The 20,254-nt window shown below is 62.4% G+C and carries 18 protein-coding genes, 2 tRNA genes and 1 other RNA gene; 14 read left to right on the plus strand and 7 right to left on the minus strand.

Going from position 1 to position 20,254, the window contains the following annotated elements; genetic code table 11:
- On the minus strand, positions 1 to 621 hold a 621-nt coding region (locus JZY06_RS03610; protein ID WP_207118454.1), incomplete at its 3' end, for a hypothetical protein.
- A 654-nt stretch (positions 622 to 1,275) separates the two neighbouring features.
- Positions 1,276 to 2,397: a prephenate dehydrogenase gene (locus JZY06_RS03615; protein ID WP_330617069.1), complete on the minus strand. Its 1,122-nt coding sequence runs from the start codon at positions 2,395 to 2,397 to the stop codon at positions 1,276 to 1,278.
- A 52-nt stretch (positions 2,398 to 2,449) separates the two neighbouring features.
- On the opposite strand from JZY06_RS03615, the gene JZY06_RS03620 reads away from it, so the two are divergent.
- From JZY06_RS03620 to JZY06_RS03630, 3 genes are all read left to right on the plus strand, one after another.
- Complete coding sequence (locus JZY06_RS03620) at positions 2,450 to 3,094, plus strand: tRNA adenosine deaminase-associated protein (RefSeq protein ID WP_242516640.1); 645 nt, start codon at positions 2,450 to 2,452, stop codon at positions 3,092 to 3,094.
- A 100-nt stretch (positions 3,095 to 3,194) separates the two neighbouring features.
- Positions 3,195 to 3,629, plus strand: a complete 435-nt coding sequence (locus JZY06_RS03625) for a nucleoside deaminase (protein ID WP_242516683.1) — start codon at positions 3,195 to 3,197, stop codon at positions 3,627 to 3,629.
- 160 nt (positions 3,630 to 3,789) lie between these two features.
- Positions 3,790 to 4,008, plus strand: coding sequence for a hypothetical protein (locus JZY06_RS03630; protein ID WP_207118456.1), 219 nt, complete (start codon positions 3,790 to 3,792; stop codon positions 4,006 to 4,008).
- 141 nt (positions 4,009 to 4,149) lie between these two features.
- Here the strand turns inward: JZY06_RS03630 and JZY06_RS03635 are convergent, their stop codons facing one another.
- Positions 4,150 to 4,323, minus strand: coding sequence for a hypothetical protein (locus JZY06_RS03635; RefSeq protein WP_207118457.1), 174 nt, complete (start codon positions 4,321 to 4,323; stop codon positions 4,150 to 4,152).
- Between the two features lie 6 nt (positions 4,324 to 4,329).
- Positions 4,330 to 4,497, minus strand: a complete 168-nt coding sequence (locus tag JZY06_RS03640) for a hypothetical protein (protein ID WP_207118458.1) — start codon at positions 4,495 to 4,497, stop codon at positions 4,330 to 4,332.
- A gap of 524 nt (positions 4,498 to 5,021) precedes the next feature.
- Here JZY06_RS03640 and JZY06_RS03645 point away from each other — a divergent pair.
- From JZY06_RS03645 to tgt, 4 genes are all read left to right on the plus strand, one after another.
- Positions 5,022 to 5,225 carry a CsbD family protein gene (locus JZY06_RS03645; protein WP_207118459.1) on the plus strand — a complete coding sequence of 68 codons (204 nt, stop codon included), beginning with the start codon at positions 5,022 to 5,024 and terminating at the stop codon, positions 5,223 to 5,225.
- Between the two features lie 101 nt (positions 5,226 to 5,326).
- Positions 5,327 to 5,417, plus strand: a tRNA-Ser gene (locus tag JZY06_RS03650).
- 284 nt (positions 5,418 to 5,701) lie between these two features.
- Complete coding sequence (locus JZY06_RS03655; RefSeq protein WP_207118460.1) at positions 5,702 to 8,251, plus strand: MMPL family transporter; 2,550 nt, start codon at positions 5,702 to 5,704, stop codon at positions 8,249 to 8,251.
- Between the two features lie 50 nt (positions 8,252 to 8,301).
- Complete coding sequence (tgt, locus tag JZY06_RS03660; RefSeq protein WP_207118461.1) at positions 8,302 to 9,600, plus strand: tRNA guanosine(34) transglycosylase Tgt; 1,299 nt, start codon at positions 8,302 to 8,304, stop codon at positions 9,598 to 9,600.
- 152 nt (positions 9,601 to 9,752) lie between these two features.
- On the opposite strand, the gene JZY06_RS03665 is transcribed toward tgt, so the two are convergent.
- A complete protein-coding gene (locus tag JZY06_RS03665) occupies positions 9,753 to 10,457 on the minus strand; it encodes a queuosine precursor transporter (protein WP_207118462.1) in 705 nt (234 codons plus the stop codon).
- 187 nt (positions 10,458 to 10,644) lie between these two features.
- Here JZY06_RS03665 and gluQRS point away from each other — a divergent pair, with 187 nt between their 5' ends.
- Positions 10,645 to 11,583 carry a tRNA glutamyl-Q(34) synthetase GluQRS gene (gene gluQRS, locus JZY06_RS03670; protein WP_207118463.1) on the plus strand — a complete coding sequence of 313 codons (939 nt, stop codon included), beginning with the start codon at positions 10,645 to 10,647 and terminating at the stop codon, positions 11,581 to 11,583.
- On the opposite strand, the gene JZY06_RS03675 is transcribed toward gluQRS, so the two are convergent.
- Positions 11,550 to 12,191 carry a hypothetical protein gene (locus JZY06_RS03675; protein WP_207118464.1) on the minus strand — a complete coding sequence of 214 codons (642 nt, stop codon included), beginning with the start codon at positions 12,189 to 12,191 and terminating at the stop codon, positions 11,550 to 11,552. The two genes, gluQRS and JZY06_RS03675, sit on opposite strands and share 34 nt — an antisense overlap.
- Here JZY06_RS03675 and JZY06_RS03680 point away from each other — a divergent pair.
- Positions 12,190 to 13,932 (plus strand): ATP-binding protein, encoded by a 1,743-nt coding sequence (locus tag JZY06_RS03680; protein WP_207118465.1) that lies wholly within the window; start codon positions 12,190 to 12,192, stop codon positions 13,930 to 13,932. The two genes, JZY06_RS03675 and JZY06_RS03680, sit on opposite strands and share 2 nt — an antisense overlap.
- Before the next feature lie 225 nt (positions 13,933 to 14,157).
- On the opposite strand, the gene JZY06_RS03685 is transcribed toward JZY06_RS03680, so the two are convergent.
- Positions 14,158 to 14,242, minus strand: a tRNA-Ser gene (locus JZY06_RS03685).
- Positions 14,243 to 14,435: 193 nt separating this feature from the next.
- Between JZY06_RS03685 and ffs the strand changes: the two genes are divergently transcribed.
- The 5 genes from ffs to JZY06_RS03710 form a co-directional block, all read left to right on the plus strand.
- Positions 14,436 to 14,532: signal recognition particle sRNA small type (ffs, locus tag JZY06_RS03690), an RNA gene on the plus strand.
- 235 nt (positions 14,533 to 14,767) lie between these two features.
- On the plus strand, positions 14,768 to 16,054 hold the full coding sequence (locus JZY06_RS03695; protein WP_207118466.1) for an aminotransferase class I/II-fold pyridoxal phosphate-dependent enzyme: 1,287 nt from the start codon (positions 14,768 to 14,770) through the stop codon (positions 16,052 to 16,054).
- A gap of 332 nt (positions 16,055 to 16,386) precedes the next feature.
- Positions 16,387 to 16,962, plus strand: a complete 576-nt coding sequence (locus tag JZY06_RS03700) for a GNAT family N-acetyltransferase (RefSeq protein WP_242516684.1) — start codon at positions 16,387 to 16,389, stop codon at positions 16,960 to 16,962.
- A gap of 173 nt (positions 16,963 to 17,135) precedes the next feature.
- Positions 17,136 to 17,798 (plus strand): suppressor of fused domain protein, encoded by a 663-nt coding sequence (locus JZY06_RS03705; RefSeq protein ID WP_207118468.1) that lies wholly within the window; start codon positions 17,136 to 17,138, stop codon positions 17,796 to 17,798.
- Positions 17,799 to 17,916: 118 nt separating this feature from the next.
- The coding region (locus tag JZY06_RS03710; protein ID WP_207118469.1) for a DNA polymerase III subunit gamma and tau at positions 17,917 to 20,254 on the plus strand (2,338 nt) is incomplete at its 3' end.

Here is a 20,254-nt window from a genome sequence, read left to right on the forward strand (position 1 = left end):
GGAATGCTTATGTTTCCATTGTTTAAGTTCACTTGCGTTCAGCCACGGGTCGCAGGGTGATGGGCCATGGAGGAACTCGGGTGCCGCGGTTACGGGGACCGCGAAAGTAAAGGTCTTGAGGGGTTGTTTTTCTCGTTCGTCGAGTTGTAATACAAGTTCCGAAAGGGTGCATCTTTTATTCGACTGTTTGTAGTCTTCAAGAAACTTGTAGATGCTATTCGGTGACATTCCACGATAGAGGGTATGGGAAATTATTCTTTTGGCAGTTCCTTCAACGTCAAGCGAGATTCGTTTTTTTTCGCTACCCAAAATCTCGGCCCAGTTTTCCAAATATGAGTGTTGGAGGTCGTTGAAAAACTCGGTTGCCAATTGAATGTTGAAGCTGTCTTTCCCCTGTTTTTTCCCGTAATTTTTCAGGGCGCTGCAGAGTTGAGGCTGGACAGATTGTGCAGCTTCGTCTTTTTTGAGAGTCCGACTCATATGGTCGTACATCTCTTTCAGGGTCCTGTCTTTCGTCCCTGGGATCAGTGCTTCACTGAGCATCTCCTGGACAATTTCCAGAGTTCCCGCTCGCCAGTTCGGCCGATGCCATGGGGTGCGGCGGGAGGTCAATTCGAGCATGCGGTCAATGAGCTGCTCCAGCTCTTCCGGTTTGACTCATCTATCTAGTATCCTTGGAGACGTAAATGGGAATCATGTAGGTGTTAACGGTTGTACCGTTTACCTGCCTGTACTCCCATTCTAACTTTGGAGGCGCTCCCCGTTTTTCGGGTTGAGCGCCTCCTTTTTCGCTTGTCCGATCAGAAGGCGGATGAAGCGTTGCAGTTTTACTGTGGTTTTCCTGCACGACGCCGGTGGCGTACGGGGGCCGCGAAACGGAGGGCATACCGCAGCGGCAGAAAAAGTTCGCAGCAGGTCTGCCGTGCACGGTGGACAAGCTGCCGCCATGGCGGGGGAGGAGTCCACGCCCGCCCGAGGTGCCGGCGGGCCTGCCGGGACAACACCGCTTCACGCCATCCCGTTGCGCAACCGTGCACACCAATCGGGGGCAGGTGGATGCCGGTGGCCGCTTTGTGCGGCATCCCCTGGCAGCTGTGGGTCCGGTCCAAGCCACGCTGTGGCTTGTGCGCAGCGTGTAGCCCGAGAGCCACAAGGAACTAGATCATTGCGTGATCATCCCGGGGTAGTTCGTTTGAGAGGTCTCACGTGTGGATGCCGGGGCCGGGTGGTGTGCGGTTGCGGGAAGAGTCAGCGGGGCGCCGGGGGCTGCGGTTTTTAAAACACCTCGATTCTCGCACCCAGGTTTTCCGCCTGGCGCAGCTGCGCCACCCAGCCGGGTGCGCCGGGGTGCAGCCGGAGGATCGGCCGTTGGGAGTCGCCCTGTTGGCTGCGGGCTTCCCAGCGGATACGCGAGCGGTAGCCGGCATCGGTTAATTCCTCCACCGACGGTTTGTTCGCCGCCAGGTTGGCCCGCGCGTCGGTGAGAAGACTCAATGCCTCATCCAGGGCCACCAGCAGCGCCTCATGGTTGGTTTCGCACATGGCCCGCACCAGTGAGGGATGGGATCCGGCCACCCTGGTGCCGTCACTGAATGACCCGGCGGCCAGCGACAGGGCCAGGGCCCCGCCGTTGTCGCCGACAATGGCCAGTGATTCGGCCAGAAGATGCGGCAGATGGCTGATTCGTGCCACCGCCGAGTCGTGCAGGTCATAGGTGGCGGGGATGACCTGTGCGCCGACGATGTGCGCCATGGCGACGACATCGGTGAACAAGTCGATCCATTCGGCCGGAACGGGGTCGGTGGGGGTGGCTCCGGGCGGGGTGTCATTGTCCGCGCCGGGATTGATGTTGGCCGGATTGTCGGCTTTGTCGATGATCCGCGCGGTGGTGGCCGACATTTTCTCCAGTGGTCCTTTGGGCGCTCCGGCGCATTCGACCGCATAATCGAAGCCGACCACCCAGGCTGCGTTGGTGAACAGGCCTTCCTGCGCTGCCGTCCACCCGGAGTCGGCGGTCCCGGCCATGGGATGCCCGCCGACATAGCGGTGTTCCAGTCCCCGCTGTTTGACCTGCCGGTAGACCTCTTTTTTGACGCTGACCACATCGGTGATGCCGCAGCTGGGGGCCAGCTGGGCGATCTGGTCCAGCAGCCCCGCCACCGCCGGCATGGGGGTGGCGATGACAATCAGGGCTTTTCTTTTCTCCGCCTCGACCAACACTTCGCCCAACGAGTCGGTGGCACTGAACCCGTCACCGACGGCGGCCTTCACCCCCGAAGGGGACCTGTTGAAGCCGAACACCGGGTGGCCGGCCGCCTTCAAATCCTTCATCAGGGAGCCGCCGATCAGGCCCAGTCCCAGAATGCAGACGTCGCGTTTCATGCCGTTGGGTTTCACACATCCAAGTATGGCTGACAACCGCCGGTTGCGGCGACTAGTTTGGTAAGGCATGGACGCTAATGGTGTGGACCGCCGCCGCGGAGGCGACGATGACAATGACGAGTTCGACCGTTTCGACGCCGCCGATGATGATCGTGACGACGACAGCGACAACCCCGACACCGGTTGGGATGACGACGATGACGATGATTTCGATGACGGCGACGACGATGAGATGAGTTTCGCCGCTGTGGTGACCTCTGCGGGGGGTGAGTGGATTGTCCACGAGCTCGATGATCTGCCCGACGATGTCGCTTCGGTGGCCAAACGGGTCAGGGTCATGCGCAATGAGGGCCCGGCTTTCGCCATGGTGTGTGTCGAGGACCAGTATTTCGCCATTGTCCGCCCCGCCCCCGGGGAGATCAGGGTGCTGCTGTCGGATGCCACCATGGCCACCGACGATGATTTCGCCGCCGACGCCATGGATGAGATCGGGGCGGAAATCCCGGAATTGACCGACGAGGAACTCGACCGCATTGACCCGTGGGCGGAAGGCGACATGGACATTTTGTCCGATCTGGGCTGCGGCGGGCAGGTGATGAGCATTATCTGCGACGACAGTGAACTGTGGGCCTCCGAGCAGCTGATGCGCATTGCCGCGGAAATCGGTTTCGAAACCGAACTGGCTGACGCTTTGGGGCTGGATGTCGACTGAACCGGTCGAGCAGGCCATCATCCCGGTGGCCGGCGGTCCGCGTCCCCCACACCGACGCAGGCTCAACCCGCCGGATGACCGGTTGAAAGCCGAAAAGCTCATGGCCCTGGCCCTGGCGCAGGCCCGGGCCACTCCGGCCGGTGATGTGCCGGTCGGCTGTGTGATCACAGGTCGCGACGGTGCAGTGCTGGCCCGGGCCAGCAACCGCAGGGAAGCCGACAACGATCCGACGGCGCACGCCGAAATACTGGCCATCCGGCAGGCGGTGGGAGTCCTCGGCGACAGCTGGCGGCTGGTGGATGCCACGTTGACCGTCACCCTGGAGCCGTGCCCGATGTGCGCCGGGGCGATAGCCGCGGCACGCGTCGGCACCGTCATCTTCGGCGCCTGGGAAGACAAAACCGGTGCGTTGGGCAGCGTGACTGATCCGCTGCGGGAAGCAGGAGCCACCCACACCCCCGAAATCCTCGGCGGAATCAACGCCGACCAATGCGCTGACCTGCTGAAAGAGTTTTTTGCCGCGCTGCGCCGATAACCTGTTGCACGCCTGGGCGCCGCCGCCGCTATCGTGGGTGTCGCACCACCGGTCAAACAGATACCCGCCTGCTGCACGCGCGCGGTGCGGACAAAAAGTGCCGGTGGATCACCGCAGACGACAACACAGCCGCATTCGCGGCACACAAAGGAGCATTCCCATGGATCTTGGAAACCTCGCCAACAAAGCCAAAGACGCCCTGAAAGGCAACGAGGAAAAAATCCGCCAGCAGGCCACCGAGAAAGCCGACCAGCTCATCGACAGCAAGGTCTCCGACGAATCGACCGCCCAGAAAGCCAAGGACGCCGTCGACTCCGGTGTTGACAAAGCCCTCGACGCGCTGTCCGGCGACGACAAGCCCGCAGCCGACAACCAGTAGGCCCACCACACCCGCCGGCTTTTTCCGCCGGCATCCGGTGGGGGCAGGTTCGTCCACAACATACATGCACATGCAGCCCGCCACCCGACAGCCCCGGGGGCGGGCTGGTGCCGTTGCAGCTTCCCCGGTCAGGGATGGTTGTCACGAGCGCCAGTCGTTTTTCCACACGGTGACAACACCCAGCACAGTCAACAGTGCCCACACGCTGAATAACAGGGGATGGCCGGCCACTGACTTTCCCGTGAGCGGGGTGTCGAACATAAGTGTGGCCAGCCCGGAGGACGCAAAGATCAACGCCAGTGCTTCAACCGTCAAAGACGGCTAGCGGTGCTTTTTTCCTGTTCCGGGAGTCTTTTTCCCCAGTGTTGTCAGTGTGAAGCCGGCCTGCTCCAGTTGGTTTTCCACCTCACTGGTGTGGTTGATCACCGCCAGAATATCGGTGTGGATTTGCGGGGACCGTGTTCCCAGGCGGGTACGGAAACACGCCACCATGCGGTTTTTGGTTGCTGCCCACCAGTGCGACCCGGCTGGGGTGACCAGGTCAATCCGCCTCGGCCTTTCCGCCTCATCCCGGGACAACCCGGCCGGTGAATGTGGCAAAAAAAGACAAAAACAGGACAGTGCGTCAACGGCGGGCACTGCTGCTGTCACGGTCCCATAAGCTGCCATTGCCCCCACGGATTTGCCTCCGCCGGGTCTTGTGCGGGTCTTCCGGTCAAACAACTGCCGCCCGGTCGGGCAGCCACCGCAACCGGTGACAGGCCCGCAGGCCGGGGGCCACCGCTTTTTTCGCGCGGGCTGGGGGTGAAGCGGGAAAAACCACGGTCACTGACTCCGAGGGGGGATAGAGGTGTGTTCTCAAGCCCCGCAACGGGAACTGGTGCGGCCGGTGGTGCGTTGAACCTGTCACAGCCATCTTCCCCGGCAGGTGCCCCACATGGTGCGGGTACGTGCCGGAGTCCGGGTGGTACGCACAATAATTTTTCAACAAAAGTCCTGAAAGGATGTCCCCCATGGGTGATTTCGAGAACAAGGCCAACGACCTCGGCGGCAAGATCAAGGAAGGTGTCGGTGACGCCACCGGCAATGATGATCTGAAAAACGAGGGCAAAGCCGATCAGGTGAAGGCCGAAGTCAAAGATGCCGTCGACAAAGCCGGCGAAAAAGTCAAGGAAGCCGCCGACAAAGTCATCGGCGCGTTCAAAGACGACAAGTAACCAACCGCCGCACCGGCGGCTGCCCGCCGCCCCGGCGGAGGGTGGCCGGCGGAAAAGCGGCGATTTGTCATCGTCGGGCCGTCTCGTTTAAGCTACCTCGCGGTGGCGTGTCCGAGCGGCCGAAGGTGCTCGCCTCGAAAGCGAGTGTTGGGTAATCCCCAACCGGGGGTTCAAATCCCCCCGCCACCGCCATGAGTCCAAGACCCCGGCGTCCGGTTGAAACCGGGCACCGGGGTTTTTGGCGACATATCGCTTCACCTGCGGATTGTTGTAGTCTCGACGGGTGCGGGCGATAGAGATACCAGTGCAGGCACATCCTTTGTTGTTTTCCCCCCTCAGCTGACCGGCGGAACACTGTGGGATGCGCCGGAATGTTTGTCGCACATGCCCGTCAACGGCCACCGGTTGCGGTGGTTGATCACACACGCTGGCGTGCAGCGCCCCGGCGGCCGGGGCGGTTAACCGGAAGGATCACCATGGCCCAGTTTTTGTACAAACTCGGCCACTGGTCGTACCGGAAAAAGTTCACCGTCATTATCTGCTGGCTGCTGCTTTTGGGCGGTATCGGCGGGGCGTCGGCGGCGCTGCAAAAGGGTTTCAACGATGTTTTCCAGATCCCCGGCATGCCCAGCGAACAGGCCAGCTACATGGTCAACCAGAATTTCCCGGACCAGAAAAACCCGCTGCTGGTCGCCGGGGTGACGATGGTGTTCGCCGCGCCGGAGGGGCACACCCTCGACGAGCCGGTTTACAGCGAGGCGATCCAGGATGTGGTCACCACCCTGGAAAACACCGTTCCCGGGCTGATCAAGGGCAGACAGTTCGGCAACCCGCTGGTGGTTGACCCGCAGATCAGGGAGCTGATCATTGAGCAGGAAACCGCCTACGGCCTGCCGTTGGCCACCGCGGAAGCCGACGCCGACAATGTGTCGCTGGTCAGTAAAGACCGGCGGATCGCCTACACCTCTTTTGAGTTGGATGTGCCCTATTCCTCGGCGGTGACCGACGAGCACCGGGCAGCGATCAATGAGGCGATGGAAGTCGGCCGTGCCGCCGGCCTTCAGGTCGAGGGCGGCGGATCCGGGTTCGGTGATCCGATCGTGATCAAATCCACCTCCGAGATCATCGGCCTGGGGGTGGCGTTTGTGGTGCTGGTGTTTACCTTCGGTTCCCTGGTCGCCGCCGGGCTGCCGCTGATAACGGCGGTGGTCGGTATCGGGATCGGTTCCCTGTCGATCATGCTGGCCACCGCTTTTCTGGATCTGAACAATGTCACCCCGGTGCTGGCGGTGATGCTGGGGTTGGCCGTCGGTATCGACTATTCGCTGTTTATCCTGTCGCGCTACCGCACCGAATACCGCAAATATCCCCGGGAGGTCGCCGCCGGCATTGCGGTGGGTACCGCGGGATCGGCGGTGGTGTTTGCCGGGTTGACCGTCATTGTGGCCCTGGCCGCCCTGGCGCTGGTCGGTATTCCCTTCCTGACGTGGATGGGGGCGGCGGCCGCCCTGACCGTGGCGGTGGCCGTGGCCGTGGCACTGACACTGCTGCCGGCGTTGATGGGGCTGTGCGGCTCCTACACTTTCGGGGTGAAAATCCCGGGGATCGCCGGTAATCCGCGGCCGAAAAACGCCGACAAAAACGAAACCGATGCGCAGGCCCAGGCCCGGGAGGATGCGCGGGTGAAAAAAGGCCAGCGGTGGGCGCGGACAGTGCACCGTTTCCCCGGGCTGGTGCTGACCCTGGTGATCCTGGGGCTGGGTGCATTATCCGTTCCGGCCCTCGGGCTGGAGATGTCGCTGCCGAGTGATTCGACCTCCTACAAAAACACCACCCAGCGCAAATCCGCCGATCTTCTGGCCGAAGGGTTCGGCCCCGGGGTCAACGCCCCATTTCTGGTTGTTGTCGACGCCCACAATGTCAACACCCAGGCCAAATCCCTGTCCCCGATTGTTGACGGTGCCATCGACGACGCCATCAGCAAGGGCCAGCCGCTGACCCAGACCGAAATCAAACAGGTGGCCGCCGGCGCCGCCTACGCCCGGGTGCTGCAGCTTTTGGGTACCAGCCCGGATGTCAAGCACATGCAGCTGTTCGACGCCTCGGACGATGGGCTGGCCGCGCAGATGCTGCTCACCCCGGTAACCGGTCCGGCCGATGCCGACACCCCGAAAATTCTGGGGGCGTTGCGCAACGCGGAAAAAGAAATCGAGGACACCACCGGCATTGTCATCGGTATCACCGGTTTGACCCCCATCCAGGCGGAGATCACCGAATCCCTCGGCGCGGCGATGCCCCGGTATCTGGCGGTGGTCGTCGGTCTGGCGATCCTGCTGCTGCTGATTGTGTTCCGCTCGGTGATGGTGCCGCTGGTGGCGGGCCTGGGATTTCTGCTCAGCGTCGGCGCCGCCTTCGGGCTGACCGTGCTGTTTTGGCAAAAGGGCCTGTGGGGCATTGTGGGCACCCCGGCGCCGATCATCTCGTTCATGCCGATTTTCCTCATTGGCGTCACCTTCGGCCTGGCGATGGACTACCAGGTGTTCCTGGTCTCCCGGATGCGGGAGCACTACGCGTCGCTGACGGCGAAAAAAGACCGGGCGCCCGGCCGCTACAACGCGGTGGAGGAATCGGTGATCGAGGGCTTTTCAATGGGGTCGCGGGTGGTCACCGCCGCCGCGCTGATCATGATCAGCGTGTTCGTGGCCTTTATCGACCAGCCGCTGCCGTTCATCAAAATCTTCGGCTTCGCCCTGGCGGCGGGCGTTCTCTGCGACGCTTTCTTCGTCCGCATGGGCCTGGTTCCGGCCTCGATGTTTTTGATGGGCCGGGCCACCTGGTGGATTCCGAGGTGGCTGGACAACATCCTGCCGCACATCGATATTGAGGGCGAAGCCCTGGCCCGGCAGATCGACCGGCAGCGCAGGGACAAAGAAGCCCGGGCCGACGTCGAGCTGGAGGCCTCCCGGGCGCGGGGGTCGCTGAAAAAGTCGCTGAAAATCGGCGGCCGCCACTCCCTCAACGACTAGCCCGGTGACGGTGTGTGCTCTGTGACGGCCACCGGCTACAGTTGACCGATATGGCCCCAGCACCCTTTGCGACTAACCCGACCACTGTTTCCGGTGATCTTTCCTTCACCGTCGATACCCGCCTTCCCGGGGGCCGTCACGGCCGGGCCGGTGTCATCCACACCCCGCACGGGGACATCCAGACCCCGGCGTTTATTCCGGTGGGCACCAAAGCCACGGTGAAAACACTCACCCCGGAACAGATCAGGCTCACCGGGGCGCAGGCCATTTTGGGCAACGCCTACCACCTGTACCTGCAGCCCGGCCCGGACATTGTCGACCAGGCCGGGGGGCTGGCGCGTTTTTCCGCCTGGCACGGGCCCACCTACACCGACTCCGGGGGATTCCAGGTGATGAGCCTGGGGGTGGGGTTCAAAAAAGTCCTGGCCATGGACACCAGCCAGTATTCGGAAACGGATATCAGGGCAGCGAAAAAAGACCGCTACGCCAACGTCGACGAAGACGGGGTCGATTTCAAATCGGTCATCGACGGCTCGAAGCACCGCTTCACCCCGGAAGTGTCCATGGGAATCCAGCACCAGCTGGGCGCGGACATCATGTTCGCTTTCGATGAGCTGACCACCCTCATTGACACCAGGGACTACCAGGAGCAGTCGGTTGAGCGCACCCACCGGTGGGCCGGGCGCTGCCTGGAGGAACACCACCGGTTGACTCTCGCCCGCCCGGACAAACCGAAACAATCCCTGTGGGGGGTGGTCCAGGGCGCCCAGTACGAGGATTTGCGCCGCCGGGCCGCCCGTGGGCTGGTCGAGCTTTCCGACCGGCAGGAGCAGGCCGGGAAACGCGGTTTCGGCGGGTTCGGTATCGGTGGCGCGCTGGAAAAAGAAAACCTGGGCACCATTGTCGGCTGGGTGTGTGACGAGCTTCCCGAAGACAAACCCCGCCACCTGTTGGGTATCAGCGAACCGGACGATATTTTCACCGCCGTGGAAAACGGGGCCGACACCTTCGACTGTGTGGCACCGACCAGGCTCGGCCGCCGCGGCGGGGTCTACACCCTGGACGGGCGGATGAACCTCACCGGCGCCCGGTTCACAAGGGATTTCTCCGGCATCGACGAGGAACTCGGCGGATATGTCAGCGAGAACTATTCCCGCGCCTACATCCGGCATCTGCTCAAAGCCAACGAGTTTCTGGCCGGAACCCTGTGCACCATCCACAACCTGTACTTCATGGTCACCCTGGTCGCCAACGTGCGCCAGGCAATCATCGACGGCCGTTTCGACGACTACAAAAAACAATTCATGGGCCGCTACTATGCGGCAGGCGGCAAAAACACCAACCGGTGACACACCCGCCCAGCCGACTCTGAAGCACACCGTCGTCCCCAACCCGCAGAAAAAGACCCGCACAAACTTAGGGACCCCGGAAGAAAACCGTGGTGCCACAGGGCAGCCGATCTCTTTTCCGGGGCTGTCGGATGAAAAAAGTGGGGGAAGGGTCAGCCGGTGTAGTTTTCCTTGTTTTTCACATACCTGATCACCAGGTAGGTCAGCGGCATGACCGCGACCTCGACAAGGGTTTTCCAGAAGAAACCGGCCACCGTGTAGTTGACGGTGTCACCGATGGTGGTGATACCGATCACCGGGGCGGCGATCAGACAAAACACCAGGGTGTCGCCGAATTCGCCGACCACCGTTGACCCGAGGAGCCTGGCCCACAGGGTTTTCTCGCCGGTGCGTTTTTTTATCGCCACCAGCGACCAGGAGTTGAGAAGCTGGCCGACCAGGTATCCGGCAAGAGATGCCAGCACAATACGGGGCACCAGACCCAGGACCGCGGCAAAGCTGTCCTGGCCGTCATAGAAGTCTGCTGCGGGCAGGGCGATGGCCGCATAGAACGCGACCGTCATCAGCAGCATCGCCGCAAAACCCGTCCACACTGCTGTGCGTGTGGCTTTGAAGCCGTAGCATTCACTGAGCACATCGCCCAGCACATAGGCCACGGGGAAAAGGAAGAACGCGCCGTCGGTGATGACCGGGCCAATGGCAACACCCTTGGTTGCCGTGATATTCGAGATCAGAAACACCGCCACAAACAGGGCGACGATCACCGGGTAGTAGGTTTTTTGGACTGGAATGAAGCGGGCTTTTCCGGACGCACCGGTTTCCACCGGTACGCCCTGCCCAGATGTTGTGTCGGACATGGCAACAGATCGTGCCACACAACCGGTCGTTGACGTAAAAAAACCACCACACACCACATCCACTCCAGCCCACCGTGACAACCCGGCACCGAAAATACGCGGTGCACTAGACAGACGCCCCGGGCAAGACAACACGTGGACAAGCGCCCAGGGGCGCACATCTTCCCGCCCCCTACAATCGACAACCATGACACAGTCAGTTTCGTCCGTACCCGCCGGGGCCGGCCGCTATGCCCCATCACCCAGCGGGGATCTGCACTTCGGCAATCTGCGCACGGCTGTGATCGCCTGGCTGGTGGCCCGGGCAACGGGCAGGCGTTTCCTGATGCGTATCGAAGATATTGATTCACAGCGCTCCAGCGACCAATCGGCTGCCCGCCAACTCGACGACCTGGCGCTTTTGGGGCTTGACTGGGATGAACCCGTTGTCACCCAATCCGACCGCTTCGACGCCTACAGCCAGGCCCTGAAGAAGCTGTCGGCTGCGGGATTGGTCTATGAGTGCTACTGCTCCCGCAAAGACATCCGGGAAGCCTCCGGGGCGCCGCATGTCATCCCCGGCTGCTATCCCGGCACCTGCCGGGATCTGGACGAACAAACCCGGGAAAACAAACGGCGGGAACGTGCCGCCAATAACTGTGTCCCGGCCCTGCGGTTGCGCGCCGGGATGGACTCCATGACAGTGCACGACATGTTCTGCGGCGACTACACCGGGGAAATAGACGACATGGTGTTGCGGCGCGGCGGGCAGGCACCTGACTGGGCCTACAACCTGGCGGTGGTGGTCGATGATGGTTTCCAGGGGGTCGATCAGGTCGTGCGCGGCGATGATCTGCTGTCCTCTGCCCCGCGGCAGGCCTACCTTGCGAAGCTGCTGGGAATTGAACCACCCACCTACGGGCATGTGCCGTTGGTGGTCAATTCACAAGGGGTGCGGCTGGCCAAACGCGATGGTGCAGTCACCCTCACCCAGATGCTTGAGACCATGACCATCGGCCAGGTGCGGGAGAAGATCGCGGCAAGTCTGGGACATCCGGGAATCGACGATCTGGATAAGTTGGCCGATGAGTTTGAGCTGTCCGATGTCGGCTCTCAGCCGGTGCTGTGGGACGACAACCGGCTGTAAACCAGGTGCCGGCCACAATGACCTGCTGTGGCCGAAACAATTCCGGAAACAATTTTGAACTGCGGTTTTGGGGTGTTTGCGGGTGTTGGGCGGGTCGTAATTGTTGAAACATATAGCGTTGTCGGGTGGGGTCCGGGGGTTTGAAACAATTCCCAAACAATTCCGGAAACAATTTTGACCTGCGCTTTTGGGGTGTTTGCGGGTGTTGGGCGGGTCGTAATTGTTGAAACATATAGCGTTGTCGGGTGGGGTCCGGGGGATTGAAACAATTCCCAAACAATTCCGGAAACAATTTTGACCTGCGCTTTTGGGGTGTTTGCGGGTGTTGGGCGGGTCGTAATTGTTGAAACATATAGCGTCGTCGGGTGGGGTCCGGGGGCTAGAAACAATTCCCAAACAATTCCGGAAACAATTTTGACCTGCGGTTTTGGGGTGTTTGCGGGTGTTGGGCGGGTCGTAATTGTTGAAACATATAGCGTCGTCGGGTGGGGTCCGGGGGCTTGAAACAATTCCCAAACAATCTTGACCTGCGGTTTTGCCATTGTGAGGGGGGAGTGTGGACCCTCTAATTGTTTCAACATATCGGTAGCGTTTATGGTCGTCTTCATGACAGCGAAGCTCCAGATCGACTGTGCGCGCGAGGTTCCGGAAGAGGTGCGGCGTGCACTCGAAGGGATTGCGGCTGGTGGGATAGCCGATGACTTTGAGAGCCAAACGCTGGATTTCAAAGTAGATTCGAGTGTCTTCACCAAGAACGGCAAGCCTGTTGACGAGGTCGTGGTTCCTGCCTGTATTTGCATGGCCAATGGTGATGGGGGCCGTGCCTGGATTGTGGTCGGTGTTGCCGAAAGAAAGAGGGGAATTGAGGCTTTCGCCGGTACTGCCTGTGATGTTGACTGGCTCAAAAATCGAGTCTTCTGTACTACGAACCCCCACTTAACCGTTGATGTCGTAGAGATGACCTGTGCGGGCACACGCCTTTTATTGGTCGCCGTGCCAGAAGGACTTACGGTCTATACGGGGACTCGGGGGCAGGCATCTTTCCGTTTTGGGAAGTCATGTGAGCCCATGAATGAAGAACAACGTCGCCGTATTACTTTTGAGCGATCGAATCCTGACTACACAGCCAAACCGGTGGACCTTGCTGTCGAGGATCTTGATGGCAATGCGCTCGCTGAGGCGCGGCGATTAATCGCGCGCCGTGACGGATCACAATCTGGAACTGGTCCTCACACCAATTGGGACACTCTCGGGCACCTCGGACTGCTTACTGAACAGGGAAAACTGTCAAAAGCTGCGGAAATTCTCTTCGCGGCTCGTAGGCCATATGATCTGGATGCCCAGATACTTCAGTCCACGGTGCCCGGTGCCGAACCGGTCGTCAACGAGATAGCGCAGCCGTTGGTGTTTGGCTTACCTTTTGCGCTGCGCGTTATCCAGGAAAATCTCCGCAATACCGACAAAAGGGCAAGGTTCTCCAACGGCCAGGAATATGTCGTTCCTGTTATTCCCCGAGCGGTTGTGGATGAAGCAGTCACCAATGCGTTTGCCCACCGTGACTGGATCACCACGTCCCCGATTGTGGTGGAACAGAGTTCCACGAGTCTCAGAGTTATCTCCCCGGGTTCTCTGGTCGCCGGAGTGCGGGAAGACAGGCTTCTTACCACGCCATCGGCGCCGCGAAACCCAACGCTCATGCGGGCGCTCCGGGTCATGGGCATGGTTGAGGAATTGTCACGGGGATTCGATCGAATGTGGGTGGCGTGCCTGCGGTTTGGATACAATCCCCCGCGCGTTGAGAACGAATTATCGTTTTTCAGCCTCAACGTTAGGACGGGACGTCCGGACATGGGCTTTGTGCAGGCGACCGTGGCCCTGACTGAGGAACTCGGCCTGGAGATTTCCCAGGACTTGAATGCGCTGCTGGTTCTGTGGGAACTGAAGTCAAGGCTGCAGCTGTCGCTTCGTGAGGCCGCGAGGATCCTCCAGACTGAACCTGCCGGGGCGGATGAGGCGATGGAGAGACTTGTCGACATCGGAATTGTTGAGCCATGTTTTGACGATGGTCTCCTGACCAATGCGTCTTGGAGACTGACCGAAACTGCAAGATCTGCATTTCCGGAAACACAAGCAGCTCAGGTCACGACGCATCATGCGTCGACCAGGGAATGGATCGAACAGCGTCTTGAGGCCGGTGAGTCTCTTTCTACCGCGGAGTGCGCGCATCAACTGGGTATTCCCCGGGAGGACATGACAGCGATTTTCAGGGGCCTACGAGCCGATGGTCTGGTTGTCATTGACCCGAATGGTCCGTCACGTGGCCGGGGAACCCGATGGGTGAAAAGCTAAAAACCGGGCATGGCCAGACTGGCGGTAAAGCAACCGTCATCTCCACCAGGCCACAGGCTGCCGGTACGGGTTAAGGGACCTGTGTCTTGATCTAACGCGGGAACACCGTCCGTATGGTCTTTTCAGTTCCACCTCCTGCTCAACCCCACCTCCACCCCTGTAACGCCGTGGCCAGCCGGACAAGAAAAACCCCGGGTGGCGGACCACCCGGGGTTTTCTCTACTGCGGAGGATAGGGGATTTGAACCCCTGAGGGATTGCTCCCAACACGCGTTCCAGGCGTGCGACATAGGCCGCTAGTCGAATCCTCCAGTGCTGCTTTTACCTGTGTGTCACAGGGGCAACCGTGGACGTTTGGGCGCTCACGGTGCAGCGGAAAAGACTGTACCCAATCAAGGGTGCATTGTTCAAATCGACCCCTCCGGCGGCCGGTTGTTCCGGGGTGGCCCACGCCAGCCGACCGGCCGGTTTGGCGGGCAGGGGGTGTCGTGGGATAGACTCGGGAACCGGATTCCGTGCGACGTGTATCTTGTGAACTCCCCCAGGGCAGGAATGCAGCAAGGGTCAGCGAGCTCTGACGGGTGTGCGGAATCCTTTTTCTATTTCCCTCCGGTGCCGCGGGGTGCAGGCGGGGTGATGGCGGCAGACCGGCGGGGGTTGCCGGCCGGTTGCGGGGGATGGATGGATTTGCTGATTTTCGGGTTGGTGGGCGATCACCCCGCCGGTTGGAACCGACTACCATGGGGGCACACACCAGTCCGCCGGCCAGGCGCCGGTGGGCGGCATCCGTGATACGGGTGATCGGCCCCAGATGAAAGAGTGATCCACCAACCGCCATGAAACTCAGCGACTACAGCACCGAGCAGCTTGAACAATTCCACGAAGAGATCAACAAGGCCTATGAGGACTTCAAGGCCCGTGGCCTGAAGCTGGATCTGACCCGCGGCAAACCGTCGGCAGAGCAGCTGGATTTTTCCTCTGCGCTCGGCATCCTGCCGGGGGACAGCGCCGACCGGTACGTCACCGGTGACGGGGTGGATACCCGCAACTACGGCGGGCTGAACGGTATCAGCGATATCCGCGCCATCTACGGCGAGCTGTTGGGGATTGACCCCTCACTGGTGATCGCCGGGGATTCCTCGTCGCTGAACATCATGTTCGATCTGATCAGTTTCGCCTACATCTGGGGAACCCAGGATTCGCCGCGGCCCTGGAAAGACGAAGAGACCGTGAAATGGCTGTGCCCGGTTCCCGGCTACGACCGGCACTTCACCATCACCGAGCACTTCGGCTTCGAGATGATCACCGTGCCCATGACCGATGACGGCCCGGACATGGACGTGGTGGCCCAGCTGGTCAAAGACGATCCGTCGATCAAGGGCATGTGGTGCGTGCCGGTGTTCGGCAACCCGACCGGCATCACCTTCAGCAAGAAGGTGTGCGAACAAATCGCCGCCATGCCAACCGCCGCCGACGATTTCCGTGTCGTGTGGGACAACGCCTACGTGGTCCACACCCTCACCGATCAGTTCCCGGAAGTCCACAATGTCATCGACATGGCCGCCCGGGCCGGCAACCCGAACCGCTTCTGGTTTATGACCTCCACCTCGAAGATCACTTTCGCGGGATCCGGCGTGAGCTTTTTCGCCTCGTCGAAAGCCAACCTCGACTGGTACACCGCACATGCGTCGGTGCGCGGCATCGGCCCGAACAAGGTCAACCAGCTGGCGCACGCCCGTTTCTTCGGCGATGCCGACGGGGTGAAAGCCCACATGAAAAAACACGCCGGATCCCTGGCGCCGAAATTTCAGATGGTGCTGTCGATTCTCGACAACCGCCTGACCGAGTACGGGGTCGCCAGCTGGACAAAACCGGAAGGCGGCTACTTCATCAGCCTGGATGTGGTCGACGGCACCGCCTCGACGGTGGTGGATTTGGCCAAACAGGCCGGTATCGCTTTAACCGGTGCGGGTTCCTCCTTCCCGCTGCACAAGGATCCCGACAACCGCAATATCCGCCTGGCCCCGTCGCTGCCGCCGGTCGCCGAACTGGAACTGGCCATGAACGGTGTCGCCACCTGTGTGCTGCTGGCCGCCTGTGAGCACTACCTGGGCAAGGCCTAAAAACACAGTCCCGCCGCGTGAAAGCAGCCGCGCGACAGCAAAAGAATGCCGCCGGTGCGATGAGCGCCCCGGCCACCACCCCGGCCCACCGCACCCGCCCCTTGATCAATCGGGGGCGGGGGCGGTGGGCCGGGGTGTGCGCTGGCAGTGGTGGGCGGGGGCATGCGGCACGCGGCAAGCGCCGCGCTGTCGCGCCGCGCTTTGCGGACAATATGCACCGGGTGTGGTGATGGGGGATAAACCTGCAGGTTACAGACGTGCAGGTGGTGTTATGGGGCAGCTTGTGCACGGTTAGCCGGTCGCGTCACATAAAGTAATGTTCCGTGAGTGAGATGACGTGGCCGATGCCCCTGGTAGAACTGACTGACGGTTACATCGTGATGCGTGAACCCGTCGATGATGACGCAGATGCGTTGACTGCGGTTGCCCAAGACGAGCAGTCGCAGAAATACACCAAGGTCCCGGCCGACTACACCCATGAGATGGCCGTGGACTACATGCGTTCCCGGGCCGCGGATCCCGGCACGGTGATGTGGGCGATCGAATTTTCCGAAGCCCCCGGCCGCTATGCCGGAAACCTGGAAATCCGTCTGGTCAGTGAAATCTCCCGGACGGTGTCGCTGGCGTTTACCACCGCCCCGTGGGCCAGGCGCAAAGGACTGATGACCCACAGCGCGAATCTTGCCCTCCAGCATGCTTTCGACAATGGTGCCCGCCGGGTGGAGGTGGCCACCCTGGCCTCGAACACCGCCTCCCGGATGCTGCTGCAGAACCTGGGGTTTGTGCTGGAAGGCATTGTGCAAAAAGGCCGGGAGCACAAAGGCTCAATGGTGGATGTGGCGGTGTTTTCCCGCGGCAGGGACACCGAGGCCGGGATCGACGCCTCCGCGGCGCGCGCCGGGGAATAGCCCCTTCCGCACCAGCCGCTTTTTCTCCGGTAAAGCCCCGTGTCCGGGTCGGCACCTGTGCGGTGTGCGGCAGGCGGGGGCTGTCTGCGGTAGGGTGCGGTGCTGACGCTTGTTGCCTGCTGAACAACGGCATGGGCGGACAGTGACCCGGTGACCCCTTTTTCGGAGAAACGTTGAAAAAAGACGAAACCATCTACTGGATTGATTCCCTCATGCCCGAAGGTGAGGCCAGTGTCGTCGAACTCGCCGGGTTTACGGTGCGGCTGATTGACACCGGTGGGGAAGTGGTGGCCAGCACCGTCGATTTCGCCCAGATACCGCACGGCATGACTGCCCCGGCGGCCGCAACCACCGGCCCGGTCACCGTCGGAGAAAACAGCACTGCCACCTTCACCGCCGATGTGAGGCCGGAAATATTCACCGTCATCGCCGGCGGGGAAAAAGAAATGGAACTGGCCGCCCGGGCGGTGGCCGCGGCCGCGGGCCTGGTGCGTGACAGTGGTGGGCGGGTGCTGGCCCAGCCGGGACAACTGCTGGCCGGGGTGGGTGTGCTGGCCCTGGCCGACGCCGATGAAACACTGACCGTCAAACACGGGCTGCTGACAGTCCCCTGGGTGTGGGAGGACGGGGTGCCCCACATGATCGAACAGCCCGGGAAAGTCACCGCCGCCGGGCCGGATGATCGGCAGGACGGCAACCTGGGCCGCATGACGGTGATGCTGCAGCTGGTGCTTCTCACCGAAGACGAATACCACCACGCGCTGGCCTACGGGGTCACTGGTCTGCAGGAGGCACTCATCGAGCAGGGCGCGGACGTCACTGATCCGCGCCGCTGACTTTTTCCCCGCCCCGGCCGTCATCCGCCCGCCGATGCCGCAGGCCCCGGCTGTGTGGTGCACCCGTCCGCGATGGCCGGGGCAGCGGTCCCCGGCGGGGGCGGTAGTGTTTGTGGATGTGGCTTTGTATCGCAAGTACCGTCCGGCAACTTTTAGTGAAGTCATCGGCCAGGAGCATGTCACCCGGCCGTTGACCAACGCCCTCAACGCGGGGCGGATCAACCATGCGTATTTGTTCTCCGGGCCGCGCGGCTGCGGGAAAACATCCTCGGCCAGGATCATGGCCCGCTCCCTCAACTGTGCCGAGGGTCCGACAGCCACCCCCTGCGGGAAGTGCAACTCGTGTGTGTCACTGGCCCCCGGGGGAGCGGGCAACCTCGATGTCACCGAACTGGATGCGGCCAGCCACAACGGTGTCGAGGACATGCGGGAACTGCGCGACCGGGCGTTGTATGCGCCCAGCGAGTCCCGCTACCGGGTGTTCATCATCGATGAGGCGCACATGATCACCTCCGCGGGGGCGAACGCGCTGCTGAAGATCGTGGAGGAACCCCCGGAGCATCTGGTGTTCATTTTCGCCACCACCGAGCCGGAGAAAGTACTCGGCACCATCCGCTCCCGCACCCACCACTATCCCTTCCGGCTGCTCACCCCGCCGGATATGCGCCGACTGCTGGAAAACACCTGCGCCAGCGAAGACGTGACAGTCGACGATGAAGTATTTCCGCTGGTCATCCGGGCCGGCGGCGGCAGCCCCCGGGATTCGCTCAGCGTGCTCGACCAGCTGTTGGCCGGATGCACTGACGGGCATTTGACCTACGAGCTGGCGGTGCCGTTGCTCGGGGTGACCGACTCGTCACTGATTGATGCCGCCGTGGAAGCCATTGCCGGCCGGGATGCGGCGGCGATGTTCACCACCGTCGACCATGTGGTGGCCGCCGGACACGATCCCCGCCGCTTTGTCACCGATCTGCTTGACCGTTTAAGGGATTTGATGGTCCTGCAGGCGGTTCCCACCGCCACCGCCAGCGGGCTGGTGGATGTGCCCGCCGCCCAGGCGGCCACCTTGACCGATCAGGCGGCGGCCTTTACCGGCCGGGAACTTCCCCGGCTGGCCGCGCTGGCCGCCGACGGCCTGTCACAGATGAGGGGGGCGACCTCCCCGCGGCTGCTGCTGGAAATCCTCGGCGCCCGCATGCTTCTCCCCGCCGACCCCGCCCCGCAGACCACCGGCACACCAACCCCGGATGACCCCCCCGCCGCAGGCGGACAGGGGTCCGGCAGCCAGGCCGCGCCATCCGCCGGGGACAGCGGGACCAGCGCCGCGGCCCGCGCCCTGGCCCGGCTGGAGCGAAAACGCCAGCAACGCCAGGCGGCACAGCACACATCCGGCACCACCGCCCCCACGGCGGCACAACCGGCCCACCAGCCGCCGCAGCAGCCCGCACCCGACGAGCGGGGCCAGCAGCAGGCGCAGCAATCCCAGCAGCGGCCTGATCCCCGGCAGCACAGGGACAGTCAAGCCCCGCACACACCGCAGCAGGAGCAGCAGACTGCACCTGACCATCGGCAGCAGCAGGCACCGCAACAGCCCACCCAGCAGCCGGCCGCACCCGACAATCGGCGGCAGCAGGCCCCCGCGTCGCAGGAAGCGGCGCGGGACCACGCGGATAACCCGCAGGAATCCGGGCAGGGGCATCCCGCTCCGGCGCAGCCGGCGCGGCAGCCTGCCGGGGAGGGCGGTGCAGCCCCGGATCATGGGTCCGGCCGGACCGTCGATGATCCGGCGGAACTGGTTCGCGACCGGTGGGAGGACATCCGGGCTGCCGCCGGACAGATCAACCCGGTGACCCTGGTGCTGTGCCAGGGGGCGCGGGTCCGGGGCATGCGCGGGGACACCCTGGTTCTGGGGCACACCACAGGGGCATTGGCGAAAAAACTCGGCGAGAAAGACCACAGCCGGGTTGTTGCCGAGGCGATAGCAGAGATCACCGGTCTGACACTTCCCGTCGCCTGTGAGGTGGCCAGCGGCCCTTTTGAGTCCGGCGCCGCAAGGCGCGGCACACCCCCCGGCGACACTGCCGACACCCACCCGGACACATCAGCTGAGCCACCCGCGGTGGATGACGGTGATACGGAAACCGGCGGCACCGGTGCGGCCACCGGGCAGACAGGCCACCGGGCAGACAGCGGACAGGCCACCACACCAGCCAGGCCCCGGGAAACACAACCCCGGCCGGCCGGAGCAGACAACCGGCCGCAGGCCGTCGACCGTCCGGCACCGGAAGGCACAGACACCCCCGGCGGCGCACAGTCCGGCTCCGGCGGGACGGATCACCCGGTGACCACCCCCCGGCCTGAACGGCAACCGGCAGATGACGGTGCCGGGCAGCCGGAACAGCAGCACAGCGGCCCGGTGGCCTCCACCGGGTGGGAAACCCCCCGCCCGCTGGGCG

This window comes from Corynebacterium mendelii (assembly GCF_017307055.1).
GTDB lineage: Bacteria > Actinomycetota > Actinomycetes > Mycobacteriales > Mycobacteriaceae > Corynebacterium > Corynebacterium mendelii.

Excerpts from the sequence above, each read along its gene's own strand:
- JZY06_RS03695 (WP_207118466.1), top strand. The coding sequence starts at position 14,768 with ATGAAACTCAGCGACTACAGCACCGAGCAGCTTGAACAATTCCACGAA.
- JZY06_RS03645 (WP_207118459.1), top strand. The coding sequence starts at position 5,022 with ATGGGTGATTTCGAGAACAAGGCCAACGACCTCGGCGGCAAGATCAAG.
- gluQRS (WP_207118463.1), top strand. The coding sequence starts at position 10,645 with ATGACACAGTCAGTTTCGTCCGTACCCGCCGGGGCCGGCCGCTATGCC.
- JZY06_RS03655 (WP_207118460.1), top strand. The coding sequence starts at position 5,702 with ATGGCCCAGTTTTTGTACAAACTCGGCCACTGGTCGTACCGGAAAAAG.
- JZY06_RS03665 (WP_207118462.1), bottom strand. The coding sequence starts at position 10,457 with ATGTCCGACACAACATCTGGGCAGGGCGTACCGGTGGAAACCGGTGCG.
- JZY06_RS03625 (WP_242516683.1), top strand. The coding sequence starts at position 3,195 with ATGGCCCTGGCCCTGGCGCAGGCCCGGGCCACTCCGGCCGGTGATGTG.
- JZY06_RS03700 (WP_242516684.1), top strand. The coding sequence starts at position 16,387 with ATGACGTGGCCGATGCCCCTGGTAGAACTGACTGACGGTTACATCGTG.
- JZY06_RS03620 (WP_242516640.1), top strand. The coding sequence starts at position 2,450 with ATGGACGCTAATGGTGTGGACCGCCGCCGCGGAGGCGACGATGACAAT.
- JZY06_RS03680 (WP_207118465.1), top strand. The coding sequence starts at position 12,190 with ATGACAGCGAAGCTCCAGATCGACTGTGCGCGCGAGGTTCCGGAAGAG.
- tgt (WP_207118461.1), top strand. The coding sequence starts at position 8,302 with ATGGCCCCAGCACCCTTTGCGACTAACCCGACCACTGTTTCCGGTGAT.
- JZY06_RS03675 (WP_207118464.1), bottom strand. The coding sequence starts at position 12,191 with ATGAAGACGACCATAAACGCTACCGATATGTTGAAACAATTAGAGGGT.
- JZY06_RS03630 (WP_207118456.1), top strand. The coding sequence starts at position 3,790 with ATGGATCTTGGAAACCTCGCCAACAAAGCCAAAGACGCCCTGAAAGGC.